The following is a 25,728-nucleotide window of genomic DNA, read 5'->3' as shown; positions in this document are numbered from 1 at the left end:
ACTGCCCTGGAGACGGGGTGGGAGAGTAGGACGCCGCCGGACAACCCTTCACCGAAGGCCCACCCCACACGGGGTGGGCCTTCGGCATTTCCGCATACCCCCACACACCGCGACGGACGCACCTGTCACGGCTCGCGCAGCCGCATCGGCACCGGTCGGTCCAGCGCATCTTCGCCTGGACGGGATCGGTCGGGCTTCGCGCCCGCCGGAGGCGGGCCACGGCGCGCGTCCCCTCTAGAATGGGGGCATGTCCACCATCTCCCGTGACGAGGTCGCGCGCGTCGCCGCGCTGGCCCGCATCGATCTGCGACCCGAGGAGCTGGACCGGCTCTCCGGCGAGCTCGACGTGATCGTCGACGCCATCGCCAAGGTCAGCGAGGTCGCGACGCCCGACGTCCCCGCGACGAGCCACCCGATCCCGATGTCGAACGTCTTCCGCGACGACATCCCCGAGCCGCCGCTGCCCGTCGAGGACGTGCTCGCGGCCGCGCCCGCGGCCGAGGACGGTCGGTTCTCCGTACCGCAGATCCTCGGGGAGGAGTGAGATGACGGACCTGACACGGCTCTCCGCAGCCGAGCTCGCCGAAGGGCTCGAGGCGCGTGACTTCTCGAGCGTCGAGGCCACCCAGGCGCACCTGGACCGGATCGGCGCGGTCGAGGGCGCGGTGAACGCGTTCCTCCACGTCAACACGGACGAGGCGCTCGCCACGGCCCGCTCGGTCGACGACCGCCGCGTCGCGGGCGAGCCGGTGCACCGGCTCGCCGGCGTGCCGATCGCGGTGAAGGACGTCGTCGTGACGAAGGGTATGCCGACGACGGCCGGCTCCAAGATCCTCGAGGGCTGGGTGCCGCCGTACGACGCGACGCTCGTCGAGAAGATCCGCGCCGCCGGCCTGCCGATCCTCGGCAAGACGAACATGGACGAGTTCGCCATGGGCTCGTCGACCGAGCACTCCGCCTACGGCAACACCCGGAACCCGTGGGACCTCGACCGGATCCCCGGCGGGTCGGGCGGCGGCTCCGCGGCGGCGGTGGCGGCGTTCGAGGCCCCGCTCGCGATCGGCACGGACACCGGCGGCTCCATCCGTCAGCCCGGGGCCGTGACCGGGACCGTCGGCGTGAAGCCGACGTACGGCGGCGTCTCCCGGTACGGGCTCATCGCGATGGCGTCCTCGCTCGACCAGGCGGGCCCCGTCACGCGCACGGTGCTCGACGCCGCGCTGCTGCACGAGCTCATCGGCGGCTACGACCCGCGCGACTCCACGTCGATCCCCGGCCGCGGGCCGGCGCTCGTCGACGCCGCGGTGCAGGGTGCGACGGGCGACCTGTCCGGCCTGCGTGTCGGTGTCGTCAAGGAGCTCACGGGCGAGGGCTACCAGGAGGGCGTGAGCGCGCGGTTCGCGCAGTCGCTCGATCTCCTGCGCGGGCTCGGCGCGGAGATCGTGGAGGTCTCCTGCCCCCACTTCGAGTACGCGCTCGGCGCGTACTACCTGATCATGCCGTCGGAGGCGTCGAGCAACCTCGCGAAGTTCGACGGCATGCGCTTCGGCCTGCGCGTGGAGCCCGAGGAGGGCCCCGTGACCGCGGAGCGCGTCATGGCCGCCACGCGCGGGGCGGGCTTCGGCGACGAGGTGAAGCGCCGCATCATCCTCGGCACCTACGCGCTCTCGGCGGGCTACTACGACGCGTACTACGGCAGCGCACAGAAGGTCCGCACGCTCATCCAGCGGGACTTCGCCGCGGCCTTCGAGCACGCGGACGTCCTCGTCTCGCCGACGGCCCCGACGACGGCGTTCCGGTTCGGCGAGAAGCTCGACGACCCGCTCGCCATGTACCTCAACGACGTCGCGACGATCCCCGCGAACCTCGCGGGGGTCCCGGGGATGTCGGTGCCGTCGGGCCTGTCGGACGACGGCCTGCCCGTCGGGTTCCAGATCCTCGCGCCGGCCAAGGCCGACGACCGCATGTACCGGGTGGGCGCCGCGCTCGAGGCCGCCCTGGTCGGCTCGTGGGGCGGCCCGCTGCTCGACCGCGCGCCCGCGCTGCCCACGGCCACGAACGCACAGGAGGGCCAGGTCGGATGACCACCACGACCGTCGACCTCGTCGACTACGCCGACGCCACGCGCCGTTACGACCCCGTCATCGGGATCGAGGTGCACGTCGAGCTCGGCACGCTGACCAAGATGTTCTGCCCGGCCGAGGTGAGCTTCGGCGCCGAGCCGAACACCCAGGTGACCCCGGTCTCGCTCGGGCTCCCGGGCGCCCTGCCGGTCGTCAACGGCAAGGCCGTCGAGTACGCGATCCGCATCGGTCTCGCGCTCAACTGCCAGATCGCCGAGACGTGCCGGTTCGCGCGCAAGAACTACTTCTACCCGGACGTCCCGAAGAACTTCCAGACGTCCCAGTACGACGAGCCCATCGCCTACGACGGGTGGATCGACGTCGAGCTCGAGGACGGGACCGTGTTCCGCGTCGAGATCGAGCGTGCGCACATGGAGGAGGACGCCGGCAAGAACACCCACGTGGGTGGAGCGACCGGCCGCATCCACGGTGCCGAGTACTCGCTCGTCGACTACAACCGCGCCGGCATCCCGCTCGTCGAGATCGTCACGCGGCCGATCACGGGCGCGGGCGACCGCGCCCCCGAGGTCGCGCGCGCGTACGTGCAGACCCTGCGCGACATCTTCCGGGCGCTCGACGTGTCCGAGGCCCGCATGGAGCGTGGCAACGTCCGGGCGGACGTGAACCTGTCGCTGCGCCCGACGCCCGAGTCGCCGCTCGGCACGCGCACCGAGACGAAGAACGTCAACTCGTTCCGTTCCGTCGAGCGCGCCGTGCGCTACGAGGTGTCCCGTCAGGCCGCCGTGCTCGACGCGGGCGGCACGGTGATCCAGGAGACGCGGCACTGGCACGAGGACACCGGCATCACGACGTCGGGCCGCGTGAAGTCGGACGCGGAGGACTACCGGTACTTCCCGGAGCCCGACCTCGTCCCGATCGCGCCGCCGCGCGAGTGGATCGAGGAGATCCGTGCGGGGCTCCCCGAGCTCCCCGTCGCGCGTCGTCGTCGGCTCCAGGGGGAGTGGGGCTACGCGGACGCCGAGATGCGCGACGTCGTGAACGCGGGCGCGCTCGACCTCATCGAGGCCACCGTCGCCGCGGGCACCAGCCCGGCCGGTGCGCGCAAGTGGTGGATGGGCGAGCTCGCGCGCCGCGCCAAGCAGGACGAGGTGGTGCTCGAGGCGCTGCCCGTCACGCCCGCGCAGATCGCCGCGCTGCAGGGCCTCGTCGACGCGGGCCGGATCAACGACAAGCTCGCGCGCCAGGTCCTCGACGGCGTCCTCGCCGGCGAGGGGGACCCGGAGGCCGTCGTCACCGCCCGAGGCCTCGAGGTCGTCTCCGACGACGGCGCGCTGCTCGCCGCGATCGACGAGGCGCTGGCCGCGCAGCCGGACATCGTGGAGAAGGTCCGGGGCGGGAACCTCGGGCCGGTCGGCGCGATCATCGGCGCCGTCATGAAGGCGACCCGCGGCCAGGCGGACGCAGGCCGCGTGCGCGAGCTCGTCCTCGAGCGGATCGGCTGACCGCCGTGACGCGCGGACCGGTCGTCCTGGGGGAGATGGTGCGCCTGCGCCCGATCGAGGCGCGGGACGCGGACCGCATGTGGGAGTCGCTGCAGGACCCGGAGGCGAACCGCCTCACGGGGACGACGGAGACCTTCACGCGCGACCAGATCGACGAGTGGGCGGCGACCGTCAGCGACCGGGACGGCCGGTACGACTGGGCCATCACGCCGGGCGCGGTGCGTGACGGGCAGCCGGTGAGCGACGAGCTGATCGGGGAGATCGTGCTCAACGACCTCGACGAGCACGCGCGCTCGGCGAACCTGCGGCTCGCGCTGCTCCCGAACTACCGCGGGCGCGGCTACGGTCGCGAGGCGATCTTCGAGGTGCTCCGGTTCGCGTTCGAGGGGTCGACGGACGTGGACGGCGTCCGGCACGAGGGACCGCGCCTGCACCGCGTGAGCCTCGACGTGCTGAGCATCAACCCCCGCGCGCGGATGCTCTACGAGTCGCTCGGCTTCCGCGAGGAGGGTCGCCTGCGCGACGTCTACCGCGACGGCGACGGGTGGGCGGACGCCACCGTCATGAGCATCCTCGAGGACGAGTTCCGGGCTGGGCTCGGCGCACCCTGAGCCGTCCGCGGACGACGCACGCGCACGACCGCACGAAGGGCCCGGCAGCATCCGCTGCCGGGCCCTTCGTCGTCCCCGGCGCCCAGGGCGTCCGGTGGGCGAGGCTCGCCGCCCGGTCCCCGAGCGTCGTCGTGGTTGACATCACCCAGCCCACGACGTACATTCATAAGACGGAAACAAACTTCCGAGATGTGGAATCCACTCCGAAGGTCGCGGCCATGCCGCTCGACCCGGTCGTCGAGAGGGAACGCAGCGATGACGCTGGACGAGTTCAACCGGTGGTCGCCGGACGAGGCGCGGGACGCGCTCCTCGCGTGCGCCCACGTGGGCCGGTGGGCCGAGGAGGTCGCGGCCGGTCGCCCGTACGCGACCGTGGACGACGCCGCCGCGGCGGCGCTCGCCGCCGCCGACCCGTGGACGGACGACGAGATCGACTCGGCCCTGGCGCGCCACCCCCGGATCGGCGAGCGTGCCGAGGGGCAGGCGGCGGACGCGAGCATGTCGCGCTCCGAGCAGGCCGGCGTCGACACCTCCGACGGCGACGTGGCACGTCGCCTCGTCGAGGGGAACCGCGCGTACGAGGAGCGGTTCGGCCACGTGTTCCTCGTCCGGGCCGCCGGGCGCAGCGCCGAGGAGATCCTCGAGCAGCTCACCGAGCGGCTGGGCAACGACGCCGAGACCGAGCGGGCGAACGCCGCCCGCAACCTGCGCGAGATCGCCGCGCTGCGGCTGAAGGGAATGCTGACGGCATGAGCACCCACGCCAGCCACATCACCACGCACGTACTCGACGCGGCCAGCGGTAGGCCCGCCGAGGGGATCACCGTCCGCCTGGAGGCGGCTCCGGAGATCGCGGAGGGGACGACGGGGCAGGGCTGGTCCCTGGTGGCGTCCTCCCGCACGAACGACGACGGTCGCGTGCCCGAGCTCGGGCCCGAGACCCTCGTCCCCGGTACGTACCGGCTCGTGTTCGACACGGCCGAGTACTTCGACCGGCGAGACACCGTGTCCTTCTACCCGGAGGTCGTCGTCGTCTTCCGGGTGGCGAGCGCCGAGCAGCACTACCACGTCCCCGTCCTGCTCAGCCCGTTCGCCTACTCGACCTATCGAGGGAGCTGACATGAGCACCACCACGACTGCCGAGCAGTCGGCGGCCACGCAGAGCAGCGGGGCCATCGTCCTGGGCGACAACCAGTGGGGCAAGGCGGAGGTGCGCCTCGTGCGCGTCGACCGCTCCACGCCCCGCCACGAGATCACGGACGTCAACGTCTCCTCGCAGCTGCGGGGCGGGCAGGAGGCCACGCACCGCGAGGGGGACAACTCCCGGTGCGTCGCGACCGACACGCAGAAGAACACGATCTTCGCGTTCGCCCGTGACGGCGTCGGCGCGATCGAGGACTTCGCGATCCGCCTCGGGCAGCACTTCGTCGAGGACTTCGAGTGGATCGAGGGCGGGCGCTGGGAGATCGAGCAGTACTCCTGGAACCGCATCGAGACCTCGGACGGCGAGCACGACCACGCGTTCGTGCGCAACAACCAGGAGACGCGGACGACGGTCGTCCAGCGCGACGGCGACGAGGTCTTCGTCGTCTCGGGCCTCACGGACCTCGTCGTCCTCAAGTCGACGGGCTCGGAGTTCCACGGGTTCCCGCGCGACCGCTACACGACGCTCGTGGAGACCGACGACCGCATCCTCGCGACGTCGGTCACCTCGCGCTGGCGCTACACCACGACGGACGTCGACTTCGACGCGGTGTACGCGAAGGTCCGCGCGATCCAGCTCGAGGCGTTCGCGACGACGCACTCGCTGGCGCTCCAGCAGACGCTCTTCGCGATGGGCAAGGCGGTCCTGGAGGCCGTCCCCGAGATCGCGGAGATCAAGTTCTCGATGCCGAACAAGCACCACTTCCTCGTGGACCTGGCGCCGTTCGGCCTCGACAACCCGAACGAGGTCTTCTACGCGGCCGACCGCCCGTACGGCCTCATCGAGGCGACCGTCCTGCGTGAGGACGTCCCGGCCGAGCCGCGCGCCTGGGCGACCGTCACCGGGTTCTGCTGAGCCGACATGACGGACGGACGCGCCCTGCCCGGCCGCGGTGCGCCCGCGGTCCGGCAGGGCGCGCCCGCGTCAGGGCGCCGCGGTGATGAGCTCGCGCGTGAGCTCGCTCGCGACGCGGTGCAGCACCGGGACCGCGTGCTCGCCGAACTCGTACGTCACGCGAGCCGCAGGCCCGGAGACGGACAGCGCGGTGGGGGTCGGGGCGTCGGGCACCGCGACGGCGAAGCAGCGCACGCCGAGCTCCTGCTCGCCGTCGTCGATCGCGTACCCGCGCTCGCGGGTCGCGGCGAGCTCCGCGAGGAGCGCGTCGACGTCGGTGATCGACTGGTCCGTCGCGGGCGGCATGCCGACGCGGCCCATGATCTCGCGCACCGTCTGGTCGGGGAGCTGGGCGAGGACCGCCTTGCCGACGCCCGTGCAGTGCGTGTAGACGCGCCGGCCCACCTCGGTGAACATCCGCATCGAGTGGCTCGACGACGCCTGGGCGACGTAGACCGCCATGTCGCGGTCGATCATCGCGAGGTTCGCCGACTCGCCGAGGTCGTGGGCGAGGCGCTCGAGGTAGGGGCGGGCACCCGCGCCGAGCTGGCGGCCCGCCGACTCGCCGAGCCGGATGAGGCGCGGGCCGAGGGTGTACCGCCGCGACGGCGTCTGGCGCACGTAGCCCTGGGCGAGCAGCGTGCGGAGCAGGCGGTGGATCGTCGGCAGCGGGAGGCCCGCGTGCTGCGCGAGCTCGCTCAGGCCGGACTCGCCGCCGAAGTCGGCGAGCAGCTCGAGCAGCTCGATCGCGCGGTCCACGGACTGCACGCCCCCGGCCGGCTTCGCCGGCCTGGTGCTCGGGGCGGTCTCCGTCGGCTCCGTCGCCGAGGTCTCGGCCATCTCACCATCTCCTGTCCACCAGGTGCCGCCCGACGGCGGGCGCACCTCGCCTGAGCAGTGCGGGAACCTCCCGCGCTCCCTTCCGCATCACGGAAGACACGCATCAGCATACGAGAAGAAGGAACGAACATGACGTCCGAGACGAAGGCCCTGGAGACGCAGGCCGCGACGGCGAAGAGCGCCGCGACCAGCCCGAGCTACTCCATCACGCTCCGCGTCGAGGCCCCGAGCGGTCACCGCACGGCGAGCGACCTCGTCGCGGCGGTGAGCGCGACGGGCGCCTCGATCACGGGCGTCGACGTCTCGGAGTCGGGGGCGGACCGCCTCGTCGTCGACATCACGGCCGACACCGTCGACGCCGCGCACGTGGAGCGCATCCGGGACGCACTGGGTGCGCTCGACGGTCTCACCGTGCGGCACGTGAGCGACGCGACGTTCCTCATGCACCTCGGCGGCAAGCTCGAGGTCAACCCCAAGGTGCCGCTGCGCCACCGCGCCGACCTGGCCCGCGCCTACACGCCGGGCGTGGCGCGCGTGTGCCTCGCCATCGCGGAGCGGCCCGAGGACGCGCGCCGCCTGACGGTCAAGCGCAACACGGTCGCGGTCGTGACGGACGGCACCGCCGTCCTCGGCCTCGGCGACATCGGTCCCGCCGCCGCGCTGCCCGTCATGGAGGGCAAGGCCGCGCTGTTCAAGCAGTTCGCGGGCGTCGACGCCTGGCCGGTGTGCCTCGACACGACGGACACCGAGGAGATCATCCGCACGGTGAAGGCCATCGCACCCGTGTACGGCGGGATCAACCTCGAGGACATCTCCGCGCCCCGCTGCTTCGAGATCGAGCGCCGCCTGCGCGAGGAGCTCGACATCCCCGTGTTCCACGACGACCAGCACGGCACGGCGATCGTCGTGCTCGCGGCGCTGACGAACGCGCTGCGCGTGGTCGGCAAGGCCATCGAGGACGTGCGCATCGTCGTCTCCGGGGTCGGCGCCGCGGGCAACGCGATCATCGCGCTGCTCCAGGGCCAGGGTGCGCGGAACATCGTCGCGTTCGACCGCCAGGGTGCGATCCACCCCGGTGCGAGCCTCACCGACGAGCACCGCCGTCGTCTGGCGGAGACGACCAACCCCGAGGGCTTCACGGGCACGCTGCGCGAGGGCTTGGCCGGGGCCGACGTCTTCGTCGGTGTCTCGGGTCCGAACATCCTCACGGGCGACGACGTCGCGACCATGGCCGACGACGCGATCGTCTTCGCGCTGGCCAACCCGACGCCGGAGGTCGACCCGATCGCCGCCGCGCAGCACGCGACGGTCGTCGCCACGGGCCGGAGCGACTACCCGAACCAGATCAACAACGTGCTCGCCTTCCCGGGCCTCTTCCGCGGCCTGCTGGACGTCGGCGCGAGCGAGATCACCGACGAGATGCTGCGCGCCGCGGCCGTCGCCATCGCCGACGCCGTCGCGCCCGAGGAGCTCAGCGCGAGCTACATCGTCCCGAGCGTCTTCGAGCCGGCCGTCTCGACGGCCGTCGCGCGCGCCGTCGCCGAGGTCGCGGAGCGCGACCGCGCGGGCCAGGCTCAGGGGAGCAGCACGTCGGGCCACCACGTCGGGTCGGCAGCCCGGTCCTGACGCACCCTCGTCAGCCCGGCCCGCCCCGCAGAAAGGACACCACCATGACCACCACCACGGCCGTCGCCGTCCACGGACCCGCCGTCGAGCGGTCCGACGAGATCCTCACCCCCGGCGCGCTCGAGCTCGTCGCCGACCTGCAGCGCCGGTTCGGCGCCCGGCGCGACGAGCTGCTCGTCGCGCGGGCCGAGCGCCGCGAGCAGGTCGCCCGCACGGGTCGCCTCGACTTCCTGCCCGAGACCGCCGACGTGCGCGCGGGGGACTGGACGGTCGCCGGCGCACCCGCGGACCTCCGGGACCGCCGCGTCGAGATCACCGGGCCCCCGACGCCCAAGATGGCGATCAACGCCCTCAACTCGGGCGCGAAGGTCTGGCTCGCCGACCTCGAGGACGCGTCGACGCCGCACTGGAGCAACGTCGTCGGGGGCCAGGTCGCCCTGCACGACGCGACGCGCCGCACGCTCGCGTTCACGTCGCCCGAGGGCAAGCAGTACGCGCTGCGTCCCGAGACCGACGACGACCCGCTCGCCGTCATGGTCGTGCGGCCCCGCGGCTGGCACTTCGACGAGGTGCACCTCACCGTGGACGGGACGCCCGCCGTGGGCGCGCTCGTCGACTTCGGGCTGCACTTCTTCCACAACGCGGCGGAGCTCGTCGCGCGCGGCTCCGGGCCGTACTACTACCTGCCGAAGATGGAGTCGTACCTCGAGGCACGCCTGTGGGACGAGGTCTTCACGCACGCGGAGCAGGCGCTGGGCATCCCGCACGGGACGATCCGTGCGACGGTCCTCATCGAGACGATCCCGGCCGCGTTCGAGATGGACGAGATCCTCTACGAGCTGCGCGACCACGCGTCCGGGCTCAACGCCGGCCGCTGGGACTACCTGTTCTCCGTGATCAAGTACTTCCGCGACTCCGGGCCGTCGTTCACGCTGCCCGACCGCGGGTCGATCACGATGACCGCGCCGTTCATGCGCGCGTACACCGAGCTGCTCGTGCAGACGTGCCACCGGCGCGGCGCGTTCGCGATGGGTGGCATGGCGGCCGTCATCCCGAACCGTCGTGAGCCCGAGGTCACCGCCCAGGCGTTCGAGAAGGTGCGCGCCGACAAGCAGCGCGAGGCCGGCGACGGCTTCGACGGGTCGTGGGTCGCGCACCCGGACCTCGTGCCGGTGTGCCGCGAGGTGTTCGACGGCGTGCTGGGCGAGCGCCCCAACCAGCTCGACCGGCAGCGCCCCGACGTCCACGTCACGGCCGACCAGCTGCTCGACGTGGCCTCCGCGCAGGGCGACGTCACCGAGGCCGGGCTGCGCAACAACCTGTACGTGTCCGTCGCGTACGTCGCGGCGTGGCTCGCGGGCAACGGTGCGGTCGCGATCCACAACCTCATGGAGGACGCCGCGACCGCGGAGATCTCGCGCTCGCAGGTGTGGCAGTGGGTGCGCTCGGGCGCGTCGTTCACCGCGGGCGAGAGCGCGGGCACGACCGTCACCGCCGACCTGGTCCGCACGCTCCTGCGCGAGGAGACCGCGCGGCTGCGCGACGACGTCGGGCACGAGGCCTACGACGCCGGGCCGTACGACCGGGCGGCGGCGCTCGTCGAGGACATCGCGCTCAACGAGCACTACGTCGACTTCCTCACGCTGCCCGCGTACGAGGACGTCGTCGCGCACGAGCGGGACGCGTCCTGATGCCGGCCGGAGGTGAGGCGGGCTCCGTCCGCGGCTTCAGCGAGGACGGCGTGGCGGCGCTGCACGCGTCGCTCGACGGGCTGCTCGCGCCCTGGGACGCCGAGCTCGCGGCCCGCTACCCGGGCGACGACGGCTCGCGCCAGCCCGTGCACACCGTCTACGTGCCCGGCGACCGGTACGCGGCCGGCCTCGCGCCGGAGTGGGCGGCCCGGGCGCGCGATGCGGTCGACGGCGCGGGCGGCGTGCGCCGGCTCGTGGATCTGCTGGGCGTCGGGGAGGGGGCCGGGGGCGACCTCGCGGACGCCGTCGCGGAGCGCGTGAGCGCGAAGCTCGCGGTCGAGGCGATCGAGGACCTCCGGATCGACTTCGAGGACGGGTTCGGCGACCGCGGCGACGCGGCGGAGGACGCCGCGGTGATCGCCGCGGCGCGCGAGCTCGCCCGGGCCGAGGCGCAGGGCACCGCGACGCCGTTCGCGGGCATCCGGATCAAGTGCCTCGAGGAGGCGACGCGCCGACGCGGCGTGCGCACCCTCGCGCTGTTCGTCGCGGAGCTCGTCGCGGGCCGCGCCGCGGCCGGCGCGCCCCGCGCCCTGCCGGACGGGTTCGTCGTGACGCTCGCCAAGGTCACGGCCCCGCAGCAGGTCGAGGCGATGGCGCGCGCGTGCGAGCACGTCGAGGACGCGAACGGCCTCGAACCGGGCACCCTGCGGTTCGAGGTCCAGGTCGAGACGCCGCAGGCGCTGCTCGCGGCCGACGGCACGGCGACGGTCGCGCGCCTCGTGCACGCCGCGCCGGGCCGCGTCACGGCGCTGCACTACGGCACGTACGACTACTCGGCGTCGCTCGGCATCGCCGCGGCCTACCAGTCGATGGAGCACCCCGCGGCCGACCACGCGAAGTCGGTCATGCAGCTCGCCGTCGCGGGCACGGGCGTGCGGCTGTCGGACGGGTCGACCAACGTCCTGCCCGTCGGCGACCCCCAGGCCGTCGACGCGGCGTGGCGCCTGCACGGACGGCTCGTGCGCCGCTCGCTCGAGCGTGGCTACTACCAGGGTTGGGACCTGCACCCCGCGCAGCTCCCGAGCCGGTTCGCCGCGACCTACGCGTTCTACCGCGAGGGGGCGGCGTCGGCGCTCGCGCGCCTCGCGGCGTACGTCGGGTTCGTGCCCGACGGCGGGGGCGTCCTCGACGAGCCGGCCACCGCGAAGGCGATGGCCTGGTTCCTCGGCCGCGGCGTCGACTGCGGCGCGCTCACCGAGGCCGAGGTCCGCACCGCGACCGGGCTCGACCGCGCCGGGCTCGACGCGGTCCGCGTCTCCGGGCGCGCGCCGCAGCCCGTCGCGGGCTGAGCGCCCGCCCTCCCCACCCTCCCCGCCGGGCGCCGCGGCACCGCCGCCGGCCCGGCCCACGACCTCCGAGGAGCGACCCCATGACCCAGACCACCCCCTACTACACCCCGCAGGGTGGCCTGCCCGGCCAGACCGAGCTGCTCACCGACCGTGCGATCGTCACCGAGGCGTACACGGTGATCCCGCGCGGCGTGCTGCGCGACATCGTCACCAGCAACCTGCCCGGCTGGGAGAAGACCCGGCTGTGGGTGCTCGCCCGGCCGATCGAGGGCTTCGCGACGACGTTCGCGCAGTACGTCATGGAGGTCTCGCCCGGCGGCGGGTCGGACCAGGGCGAGGACGAGGAGACCGTGCAGTCCGTCGTCTTCGTCACCGAGGGCACGCTCGTGCTCACGCTCGCCGGGGTCGAGCACGTGCTGGAGCCGGGCGGGTACGCGTACCTGGCGGCGGGGGAGCGGTGGGCGCTGCGCAACCGCTCGGACGCGAAGGCCGCGTTCCAGTGGATCCGCAAGGTGTACGAGCCGATCCCGGGACACACCGCGACGTCGTTCGTCACGCGCGAGCAGGACGTCGAGCCGCGCGCGATGCCGGACACCGACGGCGTGTGGGTGACGACGCGGTTCGTCGACCCCGACGACCTCGCGCACGACATGCACGTCAACATCGTGACGTTCCAGCCCGGCGGGTCCATCCCGTTCGCGGAGACGCACATCATGGAGCACGGGCTCTACGTGCTCGAGGGCAAGGCGGTCTACCGCCTCAACGGCGACTGGGTCGAGGTGCAGGAGGGCGACTTCATGTGGCTCCGGGCGTTCTGCCCGCAGGCCTGCTACGCGGGCGGCCCCAAGCCGTTCCGCTACCTGCTCTACAAGGACGTGAACCGGCAGGTCAGGCTCGACCGTCGGCGCTGACGGCCGTCGTCGACGTCACGCGAAGGGCCCGGTCTCCTGGAGGGACCGGGCCCTTCGTCGTCCGTGCGCACCAGGTCGACGACGGCGAGCGCTGTTGACGCCCGAGGAGTGCCGTGCCTACACTTCCATACAGCAGAAGAAAAGTTCCGCAGAATGGAATCGCAACGCAGCGAGACGCGGACGGACCCAGGGAGACGACGATGAGCCCCGCACCGACGTACACCGTCAACTGCTCGATCCTGCTCACGGACCTGCCGCTGCTCGAGCGGCCGGCCGCCGCCGCGGCGGCGGGGTTCCGGGGTGTCGAGTTCTGGTGGCCGTTCGCGTCGCCCACGCCAGCCCGCGACGAGGTCGACGCGTTCGTCGGCGTGATCGAGGCGGCGGGCGTGCAGCTCACCGGCCTGAACTTCGACGCCGGGAACATGCCGGGCGGCGACCGTGGTCTCGTGTCGTGGCCCGCGCGCTCGGCCGACCTGCGCGCGAACCTCGACGTCGTCACCGCGATCGGGGAGCGCACCGGCTGCCGCGCGTTCAACGCGCTCTACGGCAACCGCCAGGAGGACGAGACGCCCGAGGTGCAGGACGAGCTCGGCGCCGAGAACCTCGCGCTCGCGGCCCGGGCGGTGGGTCGCATCGGCGGCACGGTGCTCGTCGAGCCCGTGAGCGGCGCGCCGGCGTACCCGCTGAAGACGGCGGCCGACGCCGTGCGCGTCATCGACCGGGTCGCCGCCGACCACGGCGAGACGAACCTCGGCCTCCTGTTCGACGTCTACCACCTGGCCGTGAACGGCGACGACGTCGACGCGGCCCTGTCGACCTACCGCGGCCGCATCGCGCACGTGCAGGTCGCGGACGCGCCAGGGCGTGGCGAGCCCGGCACGGGCGACCTGCCGATCGAGCGCTGGACCAAGGACCTGCGCGCCGGCGGCTACGACGGCTGGATCGGCCTCGAGTACAAGACCGCAGCCGCCGACCCGTTCGCGTGGCTCCCCGTCGCCGAGCGCTGACGCGACCCCCGGCCGTCAACCGGCCGCGCGCCGACCGTCCGTCGGCCGCCCCGACCCCCGACCTGAACCACCCAGAGGAGCACACCATGGCCTCCATCGCCTTCATCGGACTCGGCATCATGGGCAGCCCCATGGCCGTCCACCTGCAGAACGCCGGGCACGACGTCGCGGGCTACAACCGCAGCCCCGAGAAGACCGCGCCGCTCGTCGAGGCGGGTGGTCGCGCGGCCGCGTCGGTCGCCGACGCGGTCTCGGGCGCGGACGTCGTCGCGATCATGGTCCCGGACTCGCCCGACGTGGAGGCGGTGCTCACCGGCGACGACGGCGTCCTCGCGAACGCGAAGCCGGGCGCGCTCGTCGTCGACTTCTCCTCGATCCGCCCGGACGTCACGGTCGCGCTCGCGCAGCAGGCGAAGGACGCGGGCCTGCGGATCGTCGACGCCCCCGTCTCGGGGGGCGAGCCGGGCGCGATCAACGCCGCGCTGTCGATCATGGTCGGCGGCACGCCCGAGGACTTCGAGGCGGCGAAGCCGTTCCTCGACGTCGTCGGCAAGACGGTCGTGCACGTGGGCCCGAACGGCTCCGGCCAGACCGTGAAGGCCGCGAACCAGCTCATCGTCGCCGCGAACATCCAGGCGCTCGCCGAGGCGGTCGTCTTCCTCGAGGCGTACGGCGTCGACACCGAGGCCGCGATCGAGGTCCTCGGCGGCGGCCTCGCGGGCTCGGCGGTGCTGAACCAGAAGGCGCGCAAGATGCTCGACCGCGACTTCGGCCCCGGGTTCCGGATCGAGCTCCACCACAAGGACCTCGGCATCGTCACCGCCGCCGCCCGCGAGGCGGGCGTCGTCGCGCCGCTCGGCGGCCTCGTCGCCCAGCTCATGGCGTCCGCCCGCGCGAACGGCGACGGCGGTCTCGACCACTCGGGCCTGTTCCGCGGCGTCGAGCGCCTGTCCGGCCGCGACGGCTCCTGACCTTCCCCCTGACGACGACGTCACCTCCAGCAAGGAGAGAAACCATGCCTCGTATGCGTGCGGTGGACGCCGCAGTGGCGATCCTCGAGATCGAGGGCGCGACCCAGGCCTTCGGCCTGCCCGGCGCCGCCATCAACCCCTTCTACTCCGCGATGCTCGCGCACGGCGGGATCGACCACGTGCTCGCCCGCCACGTCGAGGGCGCGTCGCACATGGCCGACGGCTACTCCCGTGCCAAGCCGGGGAACATCGGCATCTGCATCGGCACGTCGGGCCCCGCGGGCACCGACATGATCACCGGGCTCTACGCCGCGTGGGCCGACTCGATCCCCATGCTCTGCATCACGGGACAGGCGCCGGTCGCCAAGCTCGACAAGGAGGACTTCCAGGCCGTCGACATCGCGAGCATCGCCGCTCCGGTGACGAAGATGGCCAAGACCGTCCTCGAGGCCGGGCAGGTGCCGCAGGTCTTCCAGCAGGCGTTCCACCTCATGCGCTCGGGCCGCCCGGGGCCGGTGCTCATCGACCTTCCGATCGACGTGCAGCTCACGGAGATCGAGTTCGACCCGGCGACCTACGAGCCGTTGCCCGTGCACCGCCCGACGGCGACGCGCGCCCAGGCCGAGAAGGCGATCGACCTGCTGCTCGCGGCGGAGCGTCCGCTGCTCATCGCGGGCGGCGGCATCGTCAACGCGGGCGGCGAGGACCTGCTCGTCGAGCTCGCCGAGACGCTCGGCGTCCCCGTCATCCCGACGCTCATGGGCTGGGGCGTGATCCCGGACGACCACGCGCTCATGGCCGGCATGGCCGGGCTCCAGACGTCGCACCGCTACGGCAACGCGAACCTGCTCGCGTCCGACTTCGTGCTCGGCATCGGCAACCGCTGGGCCAACCGCCACACGGGCGGTCTCGACACGTACCGGGCGGGCCGCACGTTCGTCCACGTCGACATCGAGCCGACGCAGATCGGTCGCGTGTTCGCGCCCGACTACGGCATCGTGTCCGACGCGAAGGCGGCCCTCGAGCTGTTCGTCGAGGTGGCGCGCGAGCGCCGCGACGCCGGCCGCGCGCGCGACTACGCGGGCTGGGCGGCTGAGTGCGCCGAGCGCAAGCGGACGCTGCAGCGCAAGACGCACTTCACCGAGATCCCCATCAAGCCGCAGCGCGTGTACGAGGAGATGAACAAGGCCTTCGGCCCCGAGACGCGCTACGTCACGACCATCGGGCTCTCGCAGATCGCCGGCGCGCAGTTCCTCCACGTGTACCAGCCGCGGCACTGGATCAACGCGGGCCAGGCCGGACCCCTGGGCTGGACCGGCCCCGCGGCGCTCGGCGTCGCGAAGGCCGTGCCGGGCGAGCCGGTCGTCGCGCTCTCGGGCGACTACGACTTCCAGTTCATGATCGAGGAGCTCGCGGTCGGCGCGCAGTTCAACCTGCCGTACGTGCACGTCGTCGTGAACAACTCCTACCTGGGCCTGATCCGCCAGGCGCAGCGGGCCTTCGACATGGACTACCACGTCCAGCTCTCGTTCGAGAACGTCAACTCGCCCGAGCTGGGCGGCTACGGCGTCGACCACGTCAAGGTGGCCGAGGGCCTGGGCTGCAAGGCGATCCGCGTGACCGACCCCGAGGGGCTCGGCGAGGCGTTCGCGAAGGCGCAGGCCATGGCGGCGGAGTTCCGCGTGCCGGTCGTGGTCGAGGTCATCCTGGAGCGCGTCACGAACATCGCCATGGGCGTCGAGCTCACGGGCGTCAACGAGTTCGAGGACCTCGCGATCTCGGCCGAGGACGCCCCCACCGCCACCGCGCTGCTCGACTGAGCACGCCGCACCCAGGGAGCAGGAGACATGACGGAGGGCGCGATGGGCACGGGTGAGGTGAGCGGTCGCGAGCACGAGTACGACCTCGTCGTGCGCGGCGAGCGCGTGCTCGTCGCCGGCGGGGAGCACCCCCGCGAGGTGGGTGTCGTCGGGGGAGTGGTCCGCGCGATCGAGCCGCTCGGCGCCGGGCTCGACGGCGCGCGCGTCGTCGAGCTGGAGCCGCACCAGGTGCTGGTCCCCGGGCTCGTCGACACGCACGTGCACGTCAACGAGCCGGGGCGCACCGAGTGGGAGGGCTTCGCGTCCGCGACGCGGGCCGCCGCCGCGGGCGGGGTGACGACGATCGTCGACATGCCGCTCAACTCGATCCCCCCGACGGTCGACGTCGAGGCGCTCGAGACCAAGCAGAAGGTCGCGCGCGACCAGGCGTTCGTCGACGTCGGGTTCTGGGGTGGGGCCGTGCCCGGCAACGCGGACGAGCTGCGGCCCCTGTGGGACGCGGGCGTGTTCGGGTTCAAGTGCTTCCTGCTGCACTCGGGGGTCGAGGAGTTCGGGTACCTCGAGCCCGACGAGCTCGAGGCCGACCTGCGCCTGCTCGCCGACTTCGACGGCCTCATGCTCGTGCACGCCGAGGACTCGCGGGCGATCGAGCGGGCGCCCACCCCGCACGGCGACCACTACGACACGTTCCTCGCGTCGCGCCCGCGCGGCGCGGAGAACGTCGCGATCGCGGCGGTGATCGAGGCGGCGCGCTGGACCGGGGCGCGCGCGCACGTGCTGCACCTGTCGAGCTCGGACGCGCTGCCGATGATCCGGAGCGCGAAGCGCGAGGGTGTGCGCCTCACGGTCGAGACGTGCCCGCACTATTTGGCGCTCGCGGCCGAGGAGATCCCCGACGGCGCGACGCAGTTCAAGTGCTGCCCGCCCATCCGGGAGATCGACAACCGCGAGCTGCTCTGGGAGGGCCTGCTCGACGGCACGATCGACTGCATCGTCTCGGACCACTCGCCGAGCACGCCCGACCTCAAGGAGCTCGACACGGGCGACTTCGGGACGGCGTGGGGCGGGGTGTCGTCGCTCCAGCTCGGCCTCGCGATCGTGTGGACCGAGGCCCGGACCCGGGGCGTGCCGTTCGCGCGCGTCGTCGAGTGGATGTCGGCTCGCCCGGCGGCCGTCGCGGGACTGCGGCGCAAGGGCTCGATCGCGCTCGGCTTCGACGCGGACCTCGCGGTGGTCGAGCCGGACACGGCGTTCGTCGTCGACCCGAAGGCCCTGCACCACAAGAACCCCGTCACGCCGTACGCCGACCGCGCGCTCTCGGGCGCCGTCGTCGCGACGTACCTGCGGGGCGAGGAGATCACCCTCGACCGCCCCACGGGCCGCCTGCTCGCGCGCGGCGACGCGTGAGGGGCTGAGACTCCCGTGCCCGGCCGCGGGGGCCGGGCACGGGGAACCACCTGATCCCGCACGACGAGGGGCGGCACCGCTGGTGGGTGCCGCCCCTCGTCGTGCACGTTGACAGACCCCAGTAGGCCGAGGTAGAGCCATGGTCGGCCCAGGTAGAGCCCTGGTCGTGACCACGGCCCTACCTCGGCGGACCATGGCTCTACCTCGGCGAGGTGGGGGAGTGCGGGTCAGGAACCCGCGAGGAGCTCGTCGAGCTGCTCGTAGCCCTCGCGGACGCCGACCTCCATGCCGCTCGCGACGAAGCCGTCGCGACCCTCGAACGAGTCGACGAGCGACGTCGCGGTGAGCCGGCTGCGGCCGTCGGGCAGGTCCTCGAACACGAGGCGGTCGAGCGAGACGCCGTCGGGGAAGCCCTCGAACGTGAACGTCTGGACGACGAGCTCGTCCGGGCGCACCTCGTGGACGCTGCCGAAGAACGCGTACTCGTTGCCGTCCGGGTCGACCTGGACGTACCGGTACGCGCCGCCCGTGCGCACGTCCCACAGCTCGTTGCGCTGGGTGAGGTAGCGCGGGCCGTTCCAGCGCGCGAAGAGCTCCGGGTCGAGGTGGGCGCGGAAGACCTTCGCGGCGGGCGCGTCGAACTCGCGCACGATGCGGACGATCGGGAGGTCCGTGGGGACGACGATCTCGGTCTCGTGGGTGCCGGTGGTGGTCATGGTGCTGCTCCTGTCGTCGGGTCGTTCTCGGTGGTGCCCGGTCGGTCGGGCAGGTCGCGCAGGACGTCGTCGAGGCGGCGGTAGCGGTCCTCGGCCTCGCGCCGGTAGCGCTCGATCCACTTCGTCATGAGGTCCAGCACCTCCGCCTCGAGGTGCACGGGGGCGCGCCGGGCGTCCGTCGTGCGGGTCACCAGGCCGGAGTCCTCGAGCACGCGCAGGTGCTTGGACACCGCCTGGACGGACATGTCGTACGGCCGGGCGAGCTCGCCGACGCTGGCGTCTCCCGACGCGAGCCGGGCCACCATGTCGCGGCGCGTGGGGTCGGCGAGCGCCGAGAACACGCGGGAGAGCGGGTCGGCCGTCACGGGACCTCCTCGTGGGGCGCCGGGGTGCGGCGTCCGGTCATCAACTCATCGGTTGACGACGACGCTACGCCGCACCCTCGGAGTCGTCAACCTTTTGGTTGATAAAAATGCGTCAGGCGCGCCGGGCCCGCTCGAAGTCGTCGAGCGAGACCTTCCGCTCGACGGCGTGGTCGACGATCCGCTCGGGGTAGCCGGCCGGCTGCTCGCGCAGCGTCCACGGCTCGTGGACCGCCCGGCCCTCGACCTCCCGCAGCTCCGGCACCCACCGACGCACGTACGTGCCGTCGGGGTCGAACTTCCTGCTCTGCGTGACGGGGTTGAAGATGCGGAAGTACGGCGCGGCGTCCCGGCCCGTCCCCGCGACCCACTGCCAGTTGAGCTGGTTCTGCGAGACGTCGCCGTCCGCGAGGTGCGCCATGAAGTGCGCCGCGCCGCGCTGCCACCGCACGTGCAGGTCCTTGACGAGGAACGACGCCACGACCATCCGCACGCGGTTGTGCATCCACCCCTCGGCGAGCAGCTGGCGCATCCCGGCGTCGACGAGCGGGTAGCCCGTGCGGCCCTCGGCCCACGCGGTGAGGTACGCGTCCTCGGCGGCGCCCTCCGCCCATGCGTCCTCGGGCACGACGTCGCGGAGCGACCGCTGCGCCGCCCCCGGGTGGTGGAACAGGACGTCGGCGTGGAACTCGCGCCACGCGAGCTCGGAGCGGTAGGCGAGGGCGTCGTCGGACGGCGCGCGCCCGTCGTGCAGAGCGTCCCGCACGTCGGCGAGGAGCGTCCGCGGGTGCAGCTCCCCCCACTTCAGCGGGATCGACATGCCCGACGTCGCGGGCCGGTCCGGGCGGTCGCGCTCGGTCGCGTAGCCTGCGAGGTGGTCCGCGAGGAAGTCGCGCCAGCGCCGACGGGCCGCGGCCTCGCCCGCCGGGGGGAGCCGGGCGTCGGTGCCGGGGTCGGCGGGGACGCCGTCCGACCGGAGCGTGGCCCACGGCACGTCGCGCGGCCGCGGCGCCGGGTCGCGCCAGCCGTGCTCGACCCACGCGTCACGGAAGGGCGTGAAGACCTGGAACGGGGTCCCGGTGCGCGTGCGCAGACGTCCCGGCGCGACGGCGTAGGGCGAGCCGGTGCGCACGAGGTGGGCGCCGCCGTCGGGCAGGGTCTCCTCGACCGCGGCGTCGCGGGCCACGCCGTACGGCTCGAACGACGCCGTGACGTGCACCTCGCGCGCCTCGACCTCGCGCGCGACGGCGGGCACGACGGCGCGCGGGTCGCCGTGCCGGACGACGAGCCGGCCGCCGGTCGCCTCGTCGAGCGCGGCGAGGCTCCGCGCGAGGTAGGCGCGGCGCGGGTCGCCCGCGGCGCCCCACAGGCGGGGGTCGAGCACGTAGAGCGCGACGACCTCGTCGTCCGCGTCCCGGGCGGCCTGCACCGCCGCGACGAGGGCCGGGTTGTCGGCGAGGCGGAGGTCGCGGCGGCACCACCAGAGCGTCGGCATCCGGCCACGCTAACGGTCGCAGGCGGTGCACGCCGGTGGGAGCATCGCAGGATGGGTGGTGACGACCGACGAGAGCAGGACGACGCGCGACGCCGCGCGCTCGGGCGCGAGGCGCGCACCGAGCCGGAGGCCGGGGCGCCGCCCCTCGGACCGGGGACGGCGGGCGGCGTGGGCGCCGCCGAGGGGCCCGCGGCGGGGGCCATCGAAGGGGATCACGCGTTCTTCGGGCACCCGCGTGGGCTGCTGACGCTCTTCACCACGGAGCTGTGGGAGCGGTTCAGCTACTACGGGATGCGCGCGATCCTGCTCTACTACCTCACGGACACCGTGGCGAACGGTGGCCTGGGCATCGAGGAGACGACCGGGCTCGCGCTCGTGTCGATCTACGGCACGAGCGTGTACCTGCTGTCCGTCGTGGGCGGCTGGCTCGCCGACCGCGTGATCGGGTCCCGGCGCTCGGTCCTGTACGGCGGCATCATCATCGCGGCCGGGCACGTGAGCCTCACGGTCCCCGGCACGGGCTTCTCGATGGTCGGCATCGCGCTCGTGGCGCTCGGCACCGGCCTGCTCAAGCCGAACGTGTCGTCGATGGTCGGCGAGCTGTACGCGCGCGACGACCCGCGCCGCGACTCGGGCTTCTCGATCTTCTACATGGGCATCAACCTCGGCTCGTTCGTCGCGCCGTTCCTCGTGGGTGCCGCGCGGGCCTGGGGCGGGTACCACGCGGGCTTCGCCGTGGCCGCGGTGGGGATGGCGGTCGCGCTCGTGTTCTTCGTCGCGGGCCGGCGCTACCTCGGCGAGGCGGGCGCGCACGTGCCCAACCCCGTCCGCCCCGAGGAGCGCGCGAAGATCGCGCGGATCTTCCTCCTCATCGCGGGCGGCGTGGTGCTCGTCGGCCTGGTCGCCGTCCTCGTCGCCGGCGGGTTCGAGATCTCGACCTTCATCGACACGATGTCCTACCTCGCGTTCCTCGCGCCGATCGCCTACTTCATCGTCATGTACCGCTCGCCGCGCGTGACGGACGCCGAGCGGCCCCGCGTCATCGCGTACATCCCGCTGTTCGTCGCGGCGATGCTCTTCTGGATGATCTTCGAGCAGGCGGCCACGACGCTCTCGGCGTTCGCGAAGAACCGCACCGACCTCACGTTCTTCGGCGTGGGCATCAGCCCCGAGTTCTTCCAGTCGGTGAACCCGTTGTCGATCATCGTCCTCGCGCCCGTGTTCGCGTGGATCTGGCTCAAGACGGGCGACCGCCCGACGACGGCCAACAAGTTCGCGCTCGGCCTCACCCTCGCGTCGGTGTCGTTCCTCTTCCTGGCGGGCGCGTCGGCCGTCGTCGGCGACGGCAAGGCGCCGTCGTGGGTGCTCGTGCTCGTCTACGTGATCCAGACGCTCGGCGAGCTGTGCCTGTCGCCGGTCGGCCTCGCCGCGACGACGCTGCTCGCGCCCAAGGCGTTCCGGTCCCAGGCGATGGCCCTGTGGTTCCTCGCGCCGGCCGCCGGCCAGGCCATCACGGCGCAGGTCGTGCAGGTCACCGAGGGCGCCTCCGACACCGCGTACTTCGGCGGGATCGGGGCGGTCACCCTCGTCTTCGCGCTCGCGCTGTTCGCGCTCGCGCCGTGGGTCACGCGGCACATCCGGCACGCCGACGAGCTCGAGGGCGCGCACACCGCCGGGGCCTGAGGGGCGGCGTCGCACGACGGCGCGGGGCCGCGACGTCGCGGCCCCGCGCTCGTGCTGCACCCGTGGTGGTGCCGGGCCTGTCGTGGTGCCGGGCCCGTGGCGCGTCAGCGCAGCCAGGCGGCCCGGCGCACGAGGGGAAGGGCCGCCCAGCGGCGGCCGAGGCCCCACGTGTCGCCCGCGAGCGTCGTCGCGAGGACGGCGAGGAGCAGGACGACGAGGACGTGCTCGTCGACGACGGGGTTGTTCGAGCCCGGCGCGACCGGCCACTGCGACAGCCACAGCATCGCGAAGAGGACGGTGCCGCTCACCGCGGCGACGCGCAGGCCGATCCCCAGCAGGAGCGCGAGGCCGACGCCCAGCAGCCCCAGCATGAACAGCCAGTCGGTGACGGGGCTCGCCATCGCGGCGAACGTGCTCGCGAGCGGGCCCTGGGCGCCGTTCTCGAGGTAGCCCTGCGTGGGTGCGCCCCCCGCGAGCCACGCGCGCTCGCGCGGGGTCGCGTACCCGAGGCCGACGAGCTTGTCGGTGAACGGCCACAGGAAGACGACGGCCGTGCCGATCCGCGTGAGCGCGAGGGCGTGGCGGGCCGACGAGCGCGTGACGACGTCGTCCTGCGTGACGGGGTCGGTGGTGCGGGCCGACGCGCTGCGCGCCGCCGACCCGGGGGAGGCGCCGGGCGGCGCGGACGTGGTGGACGTGGACATGGAGGTGCCCCCTCGGGGAGAGAAGTGGTCGGGTCGGTGCCGGCGAGGGCCTGCCCCGACCCGAGCGGTGTGCCGCTCCCCGTCGAGGCGTCGCGGTGGTCGTCCGGCCGTGACGTGCTCGCCCACGGTGGCAGGGGTGCGGGAGGCGGTTCAACCCTTACGTCCGGATCGCGTGGACATCCCGTAGGCCCGGCGGGGCTACGTACGTAGGCCCCCCGACCACGAGGCGGACGCCGCGGCCGACCACCCGCGACGAGGCGTAATGTGACCCGGCGGCCGGAGGATCGGTCGCAGCACCCCGTCGAAGGAGCTGACCCGGAATGAGCCGCCCCCTGCGCTCTCGGACGTCCACCCACGGCCGCAACATGGCCGGCGCCCGCGCCCTCTGGCGCGCGACCGGCATGGGCGCGGAGGACTTCGGCAAGCCGATCATCGCGATCGCCAACTCGTACACGCAGTTCGTCCCCGGCCACGTCCACCTCAAGGACATGGGAGACCTCGTCGCGTCCGCGATCCGCGAGGCCGGCGGCGTCTCCAAGGAGTTCAACACCATCGCCGTCGACGACGGCATCGCCATGGGCCACGGCGGCATGCTCTACTCGCTGCCGAGCCGCGACCTCATCGCCGACTCGGTCGAGTACATGGTCAACGCGCACTGCGCCGACGCCCTCGTGTGCATCTCGAACTGCGACAAGATCACGCCCGGCATGCTCAACGCCGCGCTGCGGCTCAACATCCCGGTGATCTTCGTGTCCGGCGGACCCATGGAGGCGGGCAAGGCGGTCGTGGCGAACGGCGTCGCGAAGACCCCGCTCAACCTCGTCAACGCGATCAACTACTCGGCCGACGACGCGGTCTCCGACGCGGCGCTCGCCCAGGTCGAGGAGAACGCGTGCCCGACGTGCGGGTCGTGCTCGGGCATGTTCACCGCGAACTCGATGAACTGCCTCACCGAGGCGCTCGGCCTGTCGCTCCCCGGCAACGGCTCGACCCTCGCGACGCACGCCGCGCGCAAGGAGCTCTTCCTCGAGGCGGGCCGCACGATCGTCGGGCTCGCGAAGCGCTACTACGAGGACGAGGACGACTCCGTCGCGCCCCGGTCGATCGCGACCAAGGCCGCGTTCTCGAACGCGATGGCGCTCGACGTCGCGATGGGCGGCTCGACCAACACCGTGCTGCACGTCCTGGCCGCCGCGCAGGAGGGTGAGGTCGACTTCGACCTCACCGACATCGAGCGCATCAGCCGCCAGGTGCCGTGCCTGTCCAAGGTCGCGCCGAACCACCCGAGCTTCCACATGGAGGACGTGCACCGCGCCGGCGGCATCCCCGCCCTCCTGGGCGAGCTCGACCGCGCGGGCCTGCTCGACCACGACGTCACGAGCGTGCACACGCCGACGCTGCGCGAGTGGCTCGACGACTGGGACGTCCGGGGCGGCAAGGCGACCGAGCAGGCCGTCGAGCTGTTCCACGCGGCCCCCGGGGGAGTGCGCACCACGCAGGCGTTCTCGACGTCGAACCGCTGGGAGTCGCTCGACACCGACGCGGCCGACGGCTGCATCCGCGACCTCGAGCACGCGTACACCGTCGAGGGCGGGCTCGCCGTGCTGCGCGGCAACCTCGCCGAGGACGGCGCCGTGTTCAAGACCGCCGGGGTCGACCCGGACGTCTTCCACTTCGTCGGCACGGCGCTCGTCTGCGAGTCGCAGGACGAGGCCGTCGAGAAGATCCTCACCAAGCAGGTCCAGCCCGGCCACGTCGTCGTCGTGCGCTACGAGGGCCCGGCGGGCGGCCCGGGAATGCAGGAGATGCTGTACCCGACGTCGTTCATCAAGGGCCGCGGCCTCGGCAAGGTCACCGCGCTCATCACCGACGGCCGCTTCTCCGGCGGGTCGTCGGGCATCTCCGTCGGCCACGTCTCGCCCGAGGCCGCCGCGGGCGGCGTCATCGGCCTCGTCGAGGACGGCGACGAGATCGAGATCGACGTCGACACGCGCCTCATCCGCCTCAACGTGCCGGACGACGTGCTCGCCGAGCGCCGCGCCAAGATGGAGGCGCGCGAGAACCCGTGGCAGCCGGTCGACCGCGACCGCTACGTGTCGCCGGCCCTCCAGGCCTACGCCGCCATGGCGACGTCCGCCGACCGCGGCGCCGTCCGCGACGTGTCGCTGATCAAGCGCCGCTGACCCGACGACGACGGGCCCGCACCTCGGAAGGTGCGGGCCCGTCGTCGTGCCCGACCGGGAGCGGCCCCCCGGTGCGGGTGCGGGTCAGCACTCCTCCTCGGACTGCTCCGTGACGACCCACCGTGGCCCGTGCGGCACCATGACGGCCGTGCCGCAGTCGCCGCCGTCGTAGACGACGGACAGCACCGTCGCGTCGGCGCGCTCCTCGCGGACACCGACCTCGACGTCCGGGACGTCGCCCACGGCGGCGTAGAGGCCGGCGGTGGTCGTGATCATCGAGGCGCAGTCCGTGATGCCGGGCCACCCCTGGGACGCCATCTCGGCGACCATCCGGTCGACGAGCTCGGGGGCGAGGTAGCCGCACGCGACCTCCACGTCCGGTGCACGGCTCGCGGCGAGCCACGCGCGGAACGACTCCTCGGGCGTCTCGGCCTGCTCCTGAGGGGCCTCCTCGGCGCGCGCGGTCTCCGTCGCGGCGTCGTCGGGCGTCCTCGTCGTCGCGTCCGGCGCAAGGGCGGACGTCGTGGGGGCGGGTGAGCCGGGGCTCGTGCCCGACGGCGCGGGAGCCGCGCACGCGGCGGTCGCGGCCAGGGCGAGGACGGGCAGGAGGGCTCGAGCGGCCCCGGGGCGTGTGCGCACGGCCCCATGATGCCGTGCGGGGTCGTGCCG

23 protein-coding genes are annotated in these 25,728 nt (G+C 73.1%); 17 read left to right on the top strand and 6 right to left on the bottom strand.

Going from position 1 to position 25,728, the window contains the following annotated elements:
* Positions 1 to 247 precede the first annotated feature (247 nt).
* From gatC to pucL, 7 genes are all read left to right on the top strand, one after another.
* Positions 248 to 544: an Asp-tRNA(Asn)/Glu-tRNA(Gln) amidotransferase subunit GatC gene (gatC, locus tag ACZ4MO_RS07235; protein ID WP_034652217.1), complete on the top strand. Its 297-nt coding sequence runs from the start codon at positions 248 to 250 to the stop codon at positions 542 to 544.
* Position 545: 1 nt separating this feature from the next.
* Positions 546 to 2,084 carry an Asp-tRNA(Asn)/Glu-tRNA(Gln) amidotransferase subunit GatA gene (gatA, locus tag ACZ4MO_RS07230; protein WP_043654206.1) on the top strand — a complete coding sequence of 513 codons (1,539 nt, stop codon included), beginning with the start codon at positions 546 to 548 and terminating at the stop codon, positions 2,082 to 2,084.
* The gene (gatB, locus tag ACZ4MO_RS07225; protein ID WP_175008228.1) at positions 2,081 to 3,586 is read left to right on the top strand and encodes an Asp-tRNA(Asn)/Glu-tRNA(Gln) amidotransferase subunit GatB; all 1,506 of its coding nucleotides are present in this window, start codon (positions 2,081 to 2,083) and stop codon (positions 3,584 to 3,586) included. Before gatA ends, gatB begins: the two co-directional genes overlap by 4 nt.
* A 5-nt stretch (positions 3,587 to 3,591) precedes the next feature.
* The gene (locus ACZ4MO_RS07220) at positions 3,592 to 4,197 is read left to right on the top strand and encodes a GNAT family N-acetyltransferase (RefSeq protein ID WP_175008229.1); all 606 of its coding nucleotides are present in this window, start codon (positions 3,592 to 3,594) and stop codon (positions 4,195 to 4,197) included.
* 255 nt (positions 4,198 to 4,452) lie between these two features.
* Positions 4,453 to 4,950 carry a 2-oxo-4-hydroxy-4-carboxy-5-ureidoimidazoline decarboxylase gene (gene uraD, locus ACZ4MO_RS07215; RefSeq protein ID WP_175008230.1) on the top strand — a complete coding sequence of 166 codons (498 nt, stop codon included), beginning with the start codon at positions 4,453 to 4,455 and terminating at the stop codon, positions 4,948 to 4,950.
* Positions 4,947 to 5,315 (top strand): hydroxyisourate hydrolase, encoded by a 369-nt coding sequence (uraH, locus tag ACZ4MO_RS07210; RefSeq protein WP_074809875.1) that lies wholly within the window; start codon positions 4,947 to 4,949, stop codon positions 5,313 to 5,315. The genes uraD and uraH overlap by 4 nt, the downstream gene beginning before the upstream one ends.
* 1 nt (position 5,316) lies before the next feature.
* Positions 5,317 to 6,255 carry a factor-independent urate hydroxylase gene (pucL, locus tag ACZ4MO_RS07205; protein WP_175008231.1) on the top strand — a complete coding sequence of 313 codons (939 nt, stop codon included), beginning with the start codon at positions 5,317 to 5,319 and terminating at the stop codon, positions 6,253 to 6,255.
* A gap of 69 nt (positions 6,256 to 6,324) precedes the next feature.
* On the opposite strand, the gene ACZ4MO_RS07200 is transcribed toward pucL, so the two are convergent.
* Entirely contained in the window at positions 6,325 to 7,134 is an 810-nt protein-coding gene (locus tag ACZ4MO_RS07200) for an IclR family transcriptional regulator domain-containing protein (RefSeq protein ID WP_175008232.1), read from the bottom strand.
* A 129-nt stretch (positions 7,135 to 7,263) separates the two neighbouring features.
* Between ACZ4MO_RS07200 and ACZ4MO_RS07195 the strand changes: the two genes are divergently transcribed.
* From ACZ4MO_RS07195 to allB, 8 genes are all read left to right on the top strand, one after another.
* Complete coding sequence (locus ACZ4MO_RS07195) at positions 7,264 to 8,760, top strand: malic enzyme-like NAD(P)-binding protein (protein WP_175008233.1); 1,497 nt, start codon at positions 7,264 to 7,266, stop codon at positions 8,758 to 8,760.
* Positions 8,761 to 8,804: 44 nt separating this feature from the next.
* Positions 8,805 to 10,451, top strand: a complete 1,647-nt coding sequence (aceB, locus tag ACZ4MO_RS07190) for a malate synthase A (RefSeq protein WP_175008234.1) — start codon at positions 8,805 to 8,807, stop codon at positions 10,449 to 10,451.
* Positions 10,451 to 11,800, top strand: a complete 1,350-nt coding sequence (locus ACZ4MO_RS07185) for a DUF6986 family protein (protein ID WP_175008235.1) — start codon at positions 10,451 to 10,453, stop codon at positions 11,798 to 11,800. The genes aceB and ACZ4MO_RS07185 overlap by 1 nt, the downstream gene beginning before the upstream one ends.
* Before the next feature lie 80 nt (positions 11,801 to 11,880).
* Positions 11,881 to 12,711: a bifunctional allantoicase/(S)-ureidoglycine aminohydrolase gene (locus tag ACZ4MO_RS07180; RefSeq protein ID WP_175008236.1), complete on the top strand. Its 831-nt coding sequence runs from the start codon at positions 11,881 to 11,883 to the stop codon at positions 12,709 to 12,711.
* 200 nt (positions 12,712 to 12,911) lie between these two features.
* Positions 12,912 to 13,718: a TIM barrel protein gene (locus tag ACZ4MO_RS07175; RefSeq protein WP_175008237.1), complete on the top strand. Its 807-nt coding sequence runs from the start codon at positions 12,912 to 12,914 to the stop codon at positions 13,716 to 13,718.
* A gap of 86 nt (positions 13,719 to 13,804) precedes the next feature.
* A complete protein-coding gene (locus tag ACZ4MO_RS07170) occupies positions 13,805 to 14,689 on the top strand; it encodes a 2-hydroxy-3-oxopropionate reductase (RefSeq protein WP_021481126.1) in 885 nt (294 codons plus the stop codon).
* A gap of 44 nt (positions 14,690 to 14,733) precedes the next feature.
* A complete protein-coding gene (gene gcl / locus ACZ4MO_RS07165; RefSeq protein WP_175008238.1) occupies positions 14,734 to 16,509 on the top strand; it encodes a glyoxylate carboligase in 1,776 nt (591 codons plus the stop codon).
* A gap of 27 nt (positions 16,510 to 16,536) precedes the next feature.
* A complete protein-coding gene (gene allB / locus ACZ4MO_RS07160; protein WP_175008239.1) occupies positions 16,537 to 17,916 on the top strand; it encodes an allantoinase AllB in 1,380 nt (459 codons plus the stop codon).
* A 227-nt stretch (positions 17,917 to 18,143) separates the two neighbouring features.
* Here allB and ACZ4MO_RS07155 read toward each other — a convergent pair whose 3' ends face one another.
* The 3 genes from ACZ4MO_RS07155 to ACZ4MO_RS07145 all read right to left on the bottom strand — a co-directional run bounded on the left by ACZ4MO_RS07155 (position 18,144) and on the right by ACZ4MO_RS07145 (position 20,489).
* A complete protein-coding gene (locus ACZ4MO_RS07155) occupies positions 18,144 to 18,632 on the bottom strand; it encodes an SRPBCC domain-containing protein (RefSeq protein WP_175008240.1) in 489 nt (162 codons plus the stop codon).
* Positions 18,629 to 18,997, bottom strand: a complete 369-nt coding sequence (locus ACZ4MO_RS07150; RefSeq protein WP_043654229.1) for an ArsR/SmtB family transcription factor — start codon at positions 18,995 to 18,997, stop codon at positions 18,629 to 18,631. Before ACZ4MO_RS07150 ends, ACZ4MO_RS07155 begins: the two co-directional genes overlap by 4 nt.
* Positions 18,998 to 19,109: 112 nt before the next feature.
* Entirely contained in the window at positions 19,110 to 20,489 is a 1,380-nt protein-coding gene (locus tag ACZ4MO_RS07145) for an FAD-binding domain-containing protein (protein ID WP_175008241.1), read from the bottom strand.
* Between the two features lie 51 nt (positions 20,490 to 20,540).
* Here ACZ4MO_RS07145 and ACZ4MO_RS07140 point away from each other — a divergent pair, with 51 nt between their 5' ends.
* A complete protein-coding gene (locus ACZ4MO_RS07140) occupies positions 20,541 to 22,172 on the top strand; it encodes an oligopeptide:H+ symporter (RefSeq protein WP_175008242.1) in 1,632 nt (543 codons plus the stop codon).
* 104 nt (positions 22,173 to 22,276) lie between these two features.
* On the opposite strand, the gene ACZ4MO_RS07135 is transcribed toward ACZ4MO_RS07140, so the two are convergent.
* Complete coding sequence (locus tag ACZ4MO_RS07135; protein WP_186810373.1) at positions 22,277 to 22,876, bottom strand: DoxX family protein; 600 nt, start codon at positions 22,874 to 22,876, stop codon at positions 22,277 to 22,279.
* A gap of 320 nt (positions 22,877 to 23,196) precedes the next feature.
* On the opposite strand from ACZ4MO_RS07135, the gene ilvD reads away from it, so the two are divergent.
* Entirely contained in the window at positions 23,197 to 25,059 is a 1,863-nt protein-coding gene (gene ilvD, locus ACZ4MO_RS07130; protein WP_175008243.1) for a dihydroxy-acid dehydratase, read from the top strand.
* An 84-nt stretch (positions 25,060 to 25,143) separates the two neighbouring features.
* Here the strand turns inward: ilvD and ACZ4MO_RS07125 are convergent, their stop codons facing one another.
* The gene (locus ACZ4MO_RS07125) at positions 25,144 to 25,698 is read right to left on the bottom strand and encodes a hypothetical protein (protein ID WP_175008244.1); all 555 of its coding nucleotides are present in this window, start codon (positions 25,696 to 25,698) and stop codon (positions 25,144 to 25,146) included.
* Positions 25,699 to 25,728 lie beyond the last annotated feature (30 nt).

The sequence above is a fragment of the Sphaerisporangium cinnabarinum genome, assembly GCF_055567015.1.
The sequence above is the reverse complement of the archived record's forward strand: the minus strand, read 5'-3'. Positions and strand labels throughout refer to the sequence as shown.

Excerpts from the sequence above, each read along its gene's own strand:
- ACZ4MO_RS07195 (WP_175008233.1), top strand. The coding sequence starts at position 7,264 with ATGACGTCCGAGACGAAGGCCCTGGAGACGCAGGCCGCGACGGCGAAG.
- gatA (WP_043654206.1), top strand. The coding sequence starts at position 546 with ATGACGGACCTGACACGGCTCTCCGCAGCCGAGCTCGCCGAAGGGCTC.
- ACZ4MO_RS07135 (WP_186810373.1), bottom strand. The coding sequence starts at position 22,876 with ATGTCCACGTCCACCACGTCCGCGCCGCCCGGCGCCTCCCCCGGGTCG.
- pucL (WP_175008231.1), top strand. The coding sequence starts at position 5,317 with ATGAGCACCACCACGACTGCCGAGCAGTCGGCGGCCACGCAGAGCAGC.
- ilvD (WP_175008243.1), top strand. The coding sequence starts at position 23,197 with ATGAGCCGCCCCCTGCGCTCTCGGACGTCCACCCACGGCCGCAACATG.
- ACZ4MO_RS07140 (WP_175008242.1), top strand. The coding sequence starts at position 20,541 with ATGGGTGGTGACGACCGACGAGAGCAGGACGACGCGCGACGCCGCGCG.
- ACZ4MO_RS07155 (WP_175008240.1), bottom strand. The coding sequence starts at position 18,632 with ATGACCACCACCGGCACCCACGAGACCGAGATCGTCGTCCCCACGGAC.
- gatC (WP_034652217.1), top strand. The coding sequence starts at position 248 with ATGTCCACCATCTCCCGTGACGAGGTCGCGCGCGTCGCCGCGCTGGCC.
- ACZ4MO_RS07175 (WP_175008237.1), top strand. The coding sequence starts at position 12,912 with ATGAGCCCCGCACCGACGTACACCGTCAACTGCTCGATCCTGCTCACG.
- ACZ4MO_RS07145 (WP_175008241.1), bottom strand. The coding sequence starts at position 20,489 with ATGCCGACGCTCTGGTGGTGCCGCCGCGACCTCCGCCTCGCCGACAAC.
- ACZ4MO_RS07185 (WP_175008235.1), top strand. The coding sequence starts at position 10,451 with ATGCCGGCCGGAGGTGAGGCGGGCTCCGTCCGCGGCTTCAGCGAGGAC.
- uraD (WP_175008230.1), top strand. The coding sequence starts at position 4,453 with ATGACGCTGGACGAGTTCAACCGGTGGTCGCCGGACGAGGCGCGGGAC.
- gcl (WP_175008238.1), top strand. The coding sequence starts at position 14,734 with ATGCCTCGTATGCGTGCGGTGGACGCCGCAGTGGCGATCCTCGAGATC.
- aceB (WP_175008234.1), top strand. The coding sequence starts at position 8,805 with ATGACCACCACCACGGCCGTCGCCGTCCACGGACCCGCCGTCGAGCGG.
- ACZ4MO_RS07180 (WP_175008236.1), top strand. The coding sequence starts at position 11,881 with ATGACCCAGACCACCCCCTACTACACCCCGCAGGGTGGCCTGCCCGGC.
- allB (WP_175008239.1), top strand. The coding sequence starts at position 16,537 with ATGACGGAGGGCGCGATGGGCACGGGTGAGGTGAGCGGTCGCGAGCAC.
- gatB (WP_175008228.1), top strand. The coding sequence starts at position 2,081 with ATGACCACCACGACCGTCGACCTCGTCGACTACGCCGACGCCACGCGC.
- ACZ4MO_RS07170 (WP_021481126.1), top strand. The coding sequence starts at position 13,805 with ATGGCCTCCATCGCCTTCATCGGACTCGGCATCATGGGCAGCCCCATG.
- ACZ4MO_RS07200 (WP_175008232.1), bottom strand. The coding sequence starts at position 7,134 with ATGGCCGAGACCTCGGCGACGGAGCCGACGGAGACCGCCCCGAGCACC.
- uraH (WP_074809875.1), top strand. The coding sequence starts at position 4,947 with ATGAGCACCCACGCCAGCCACATCACCACGCACGTACTCGACGCGGCC.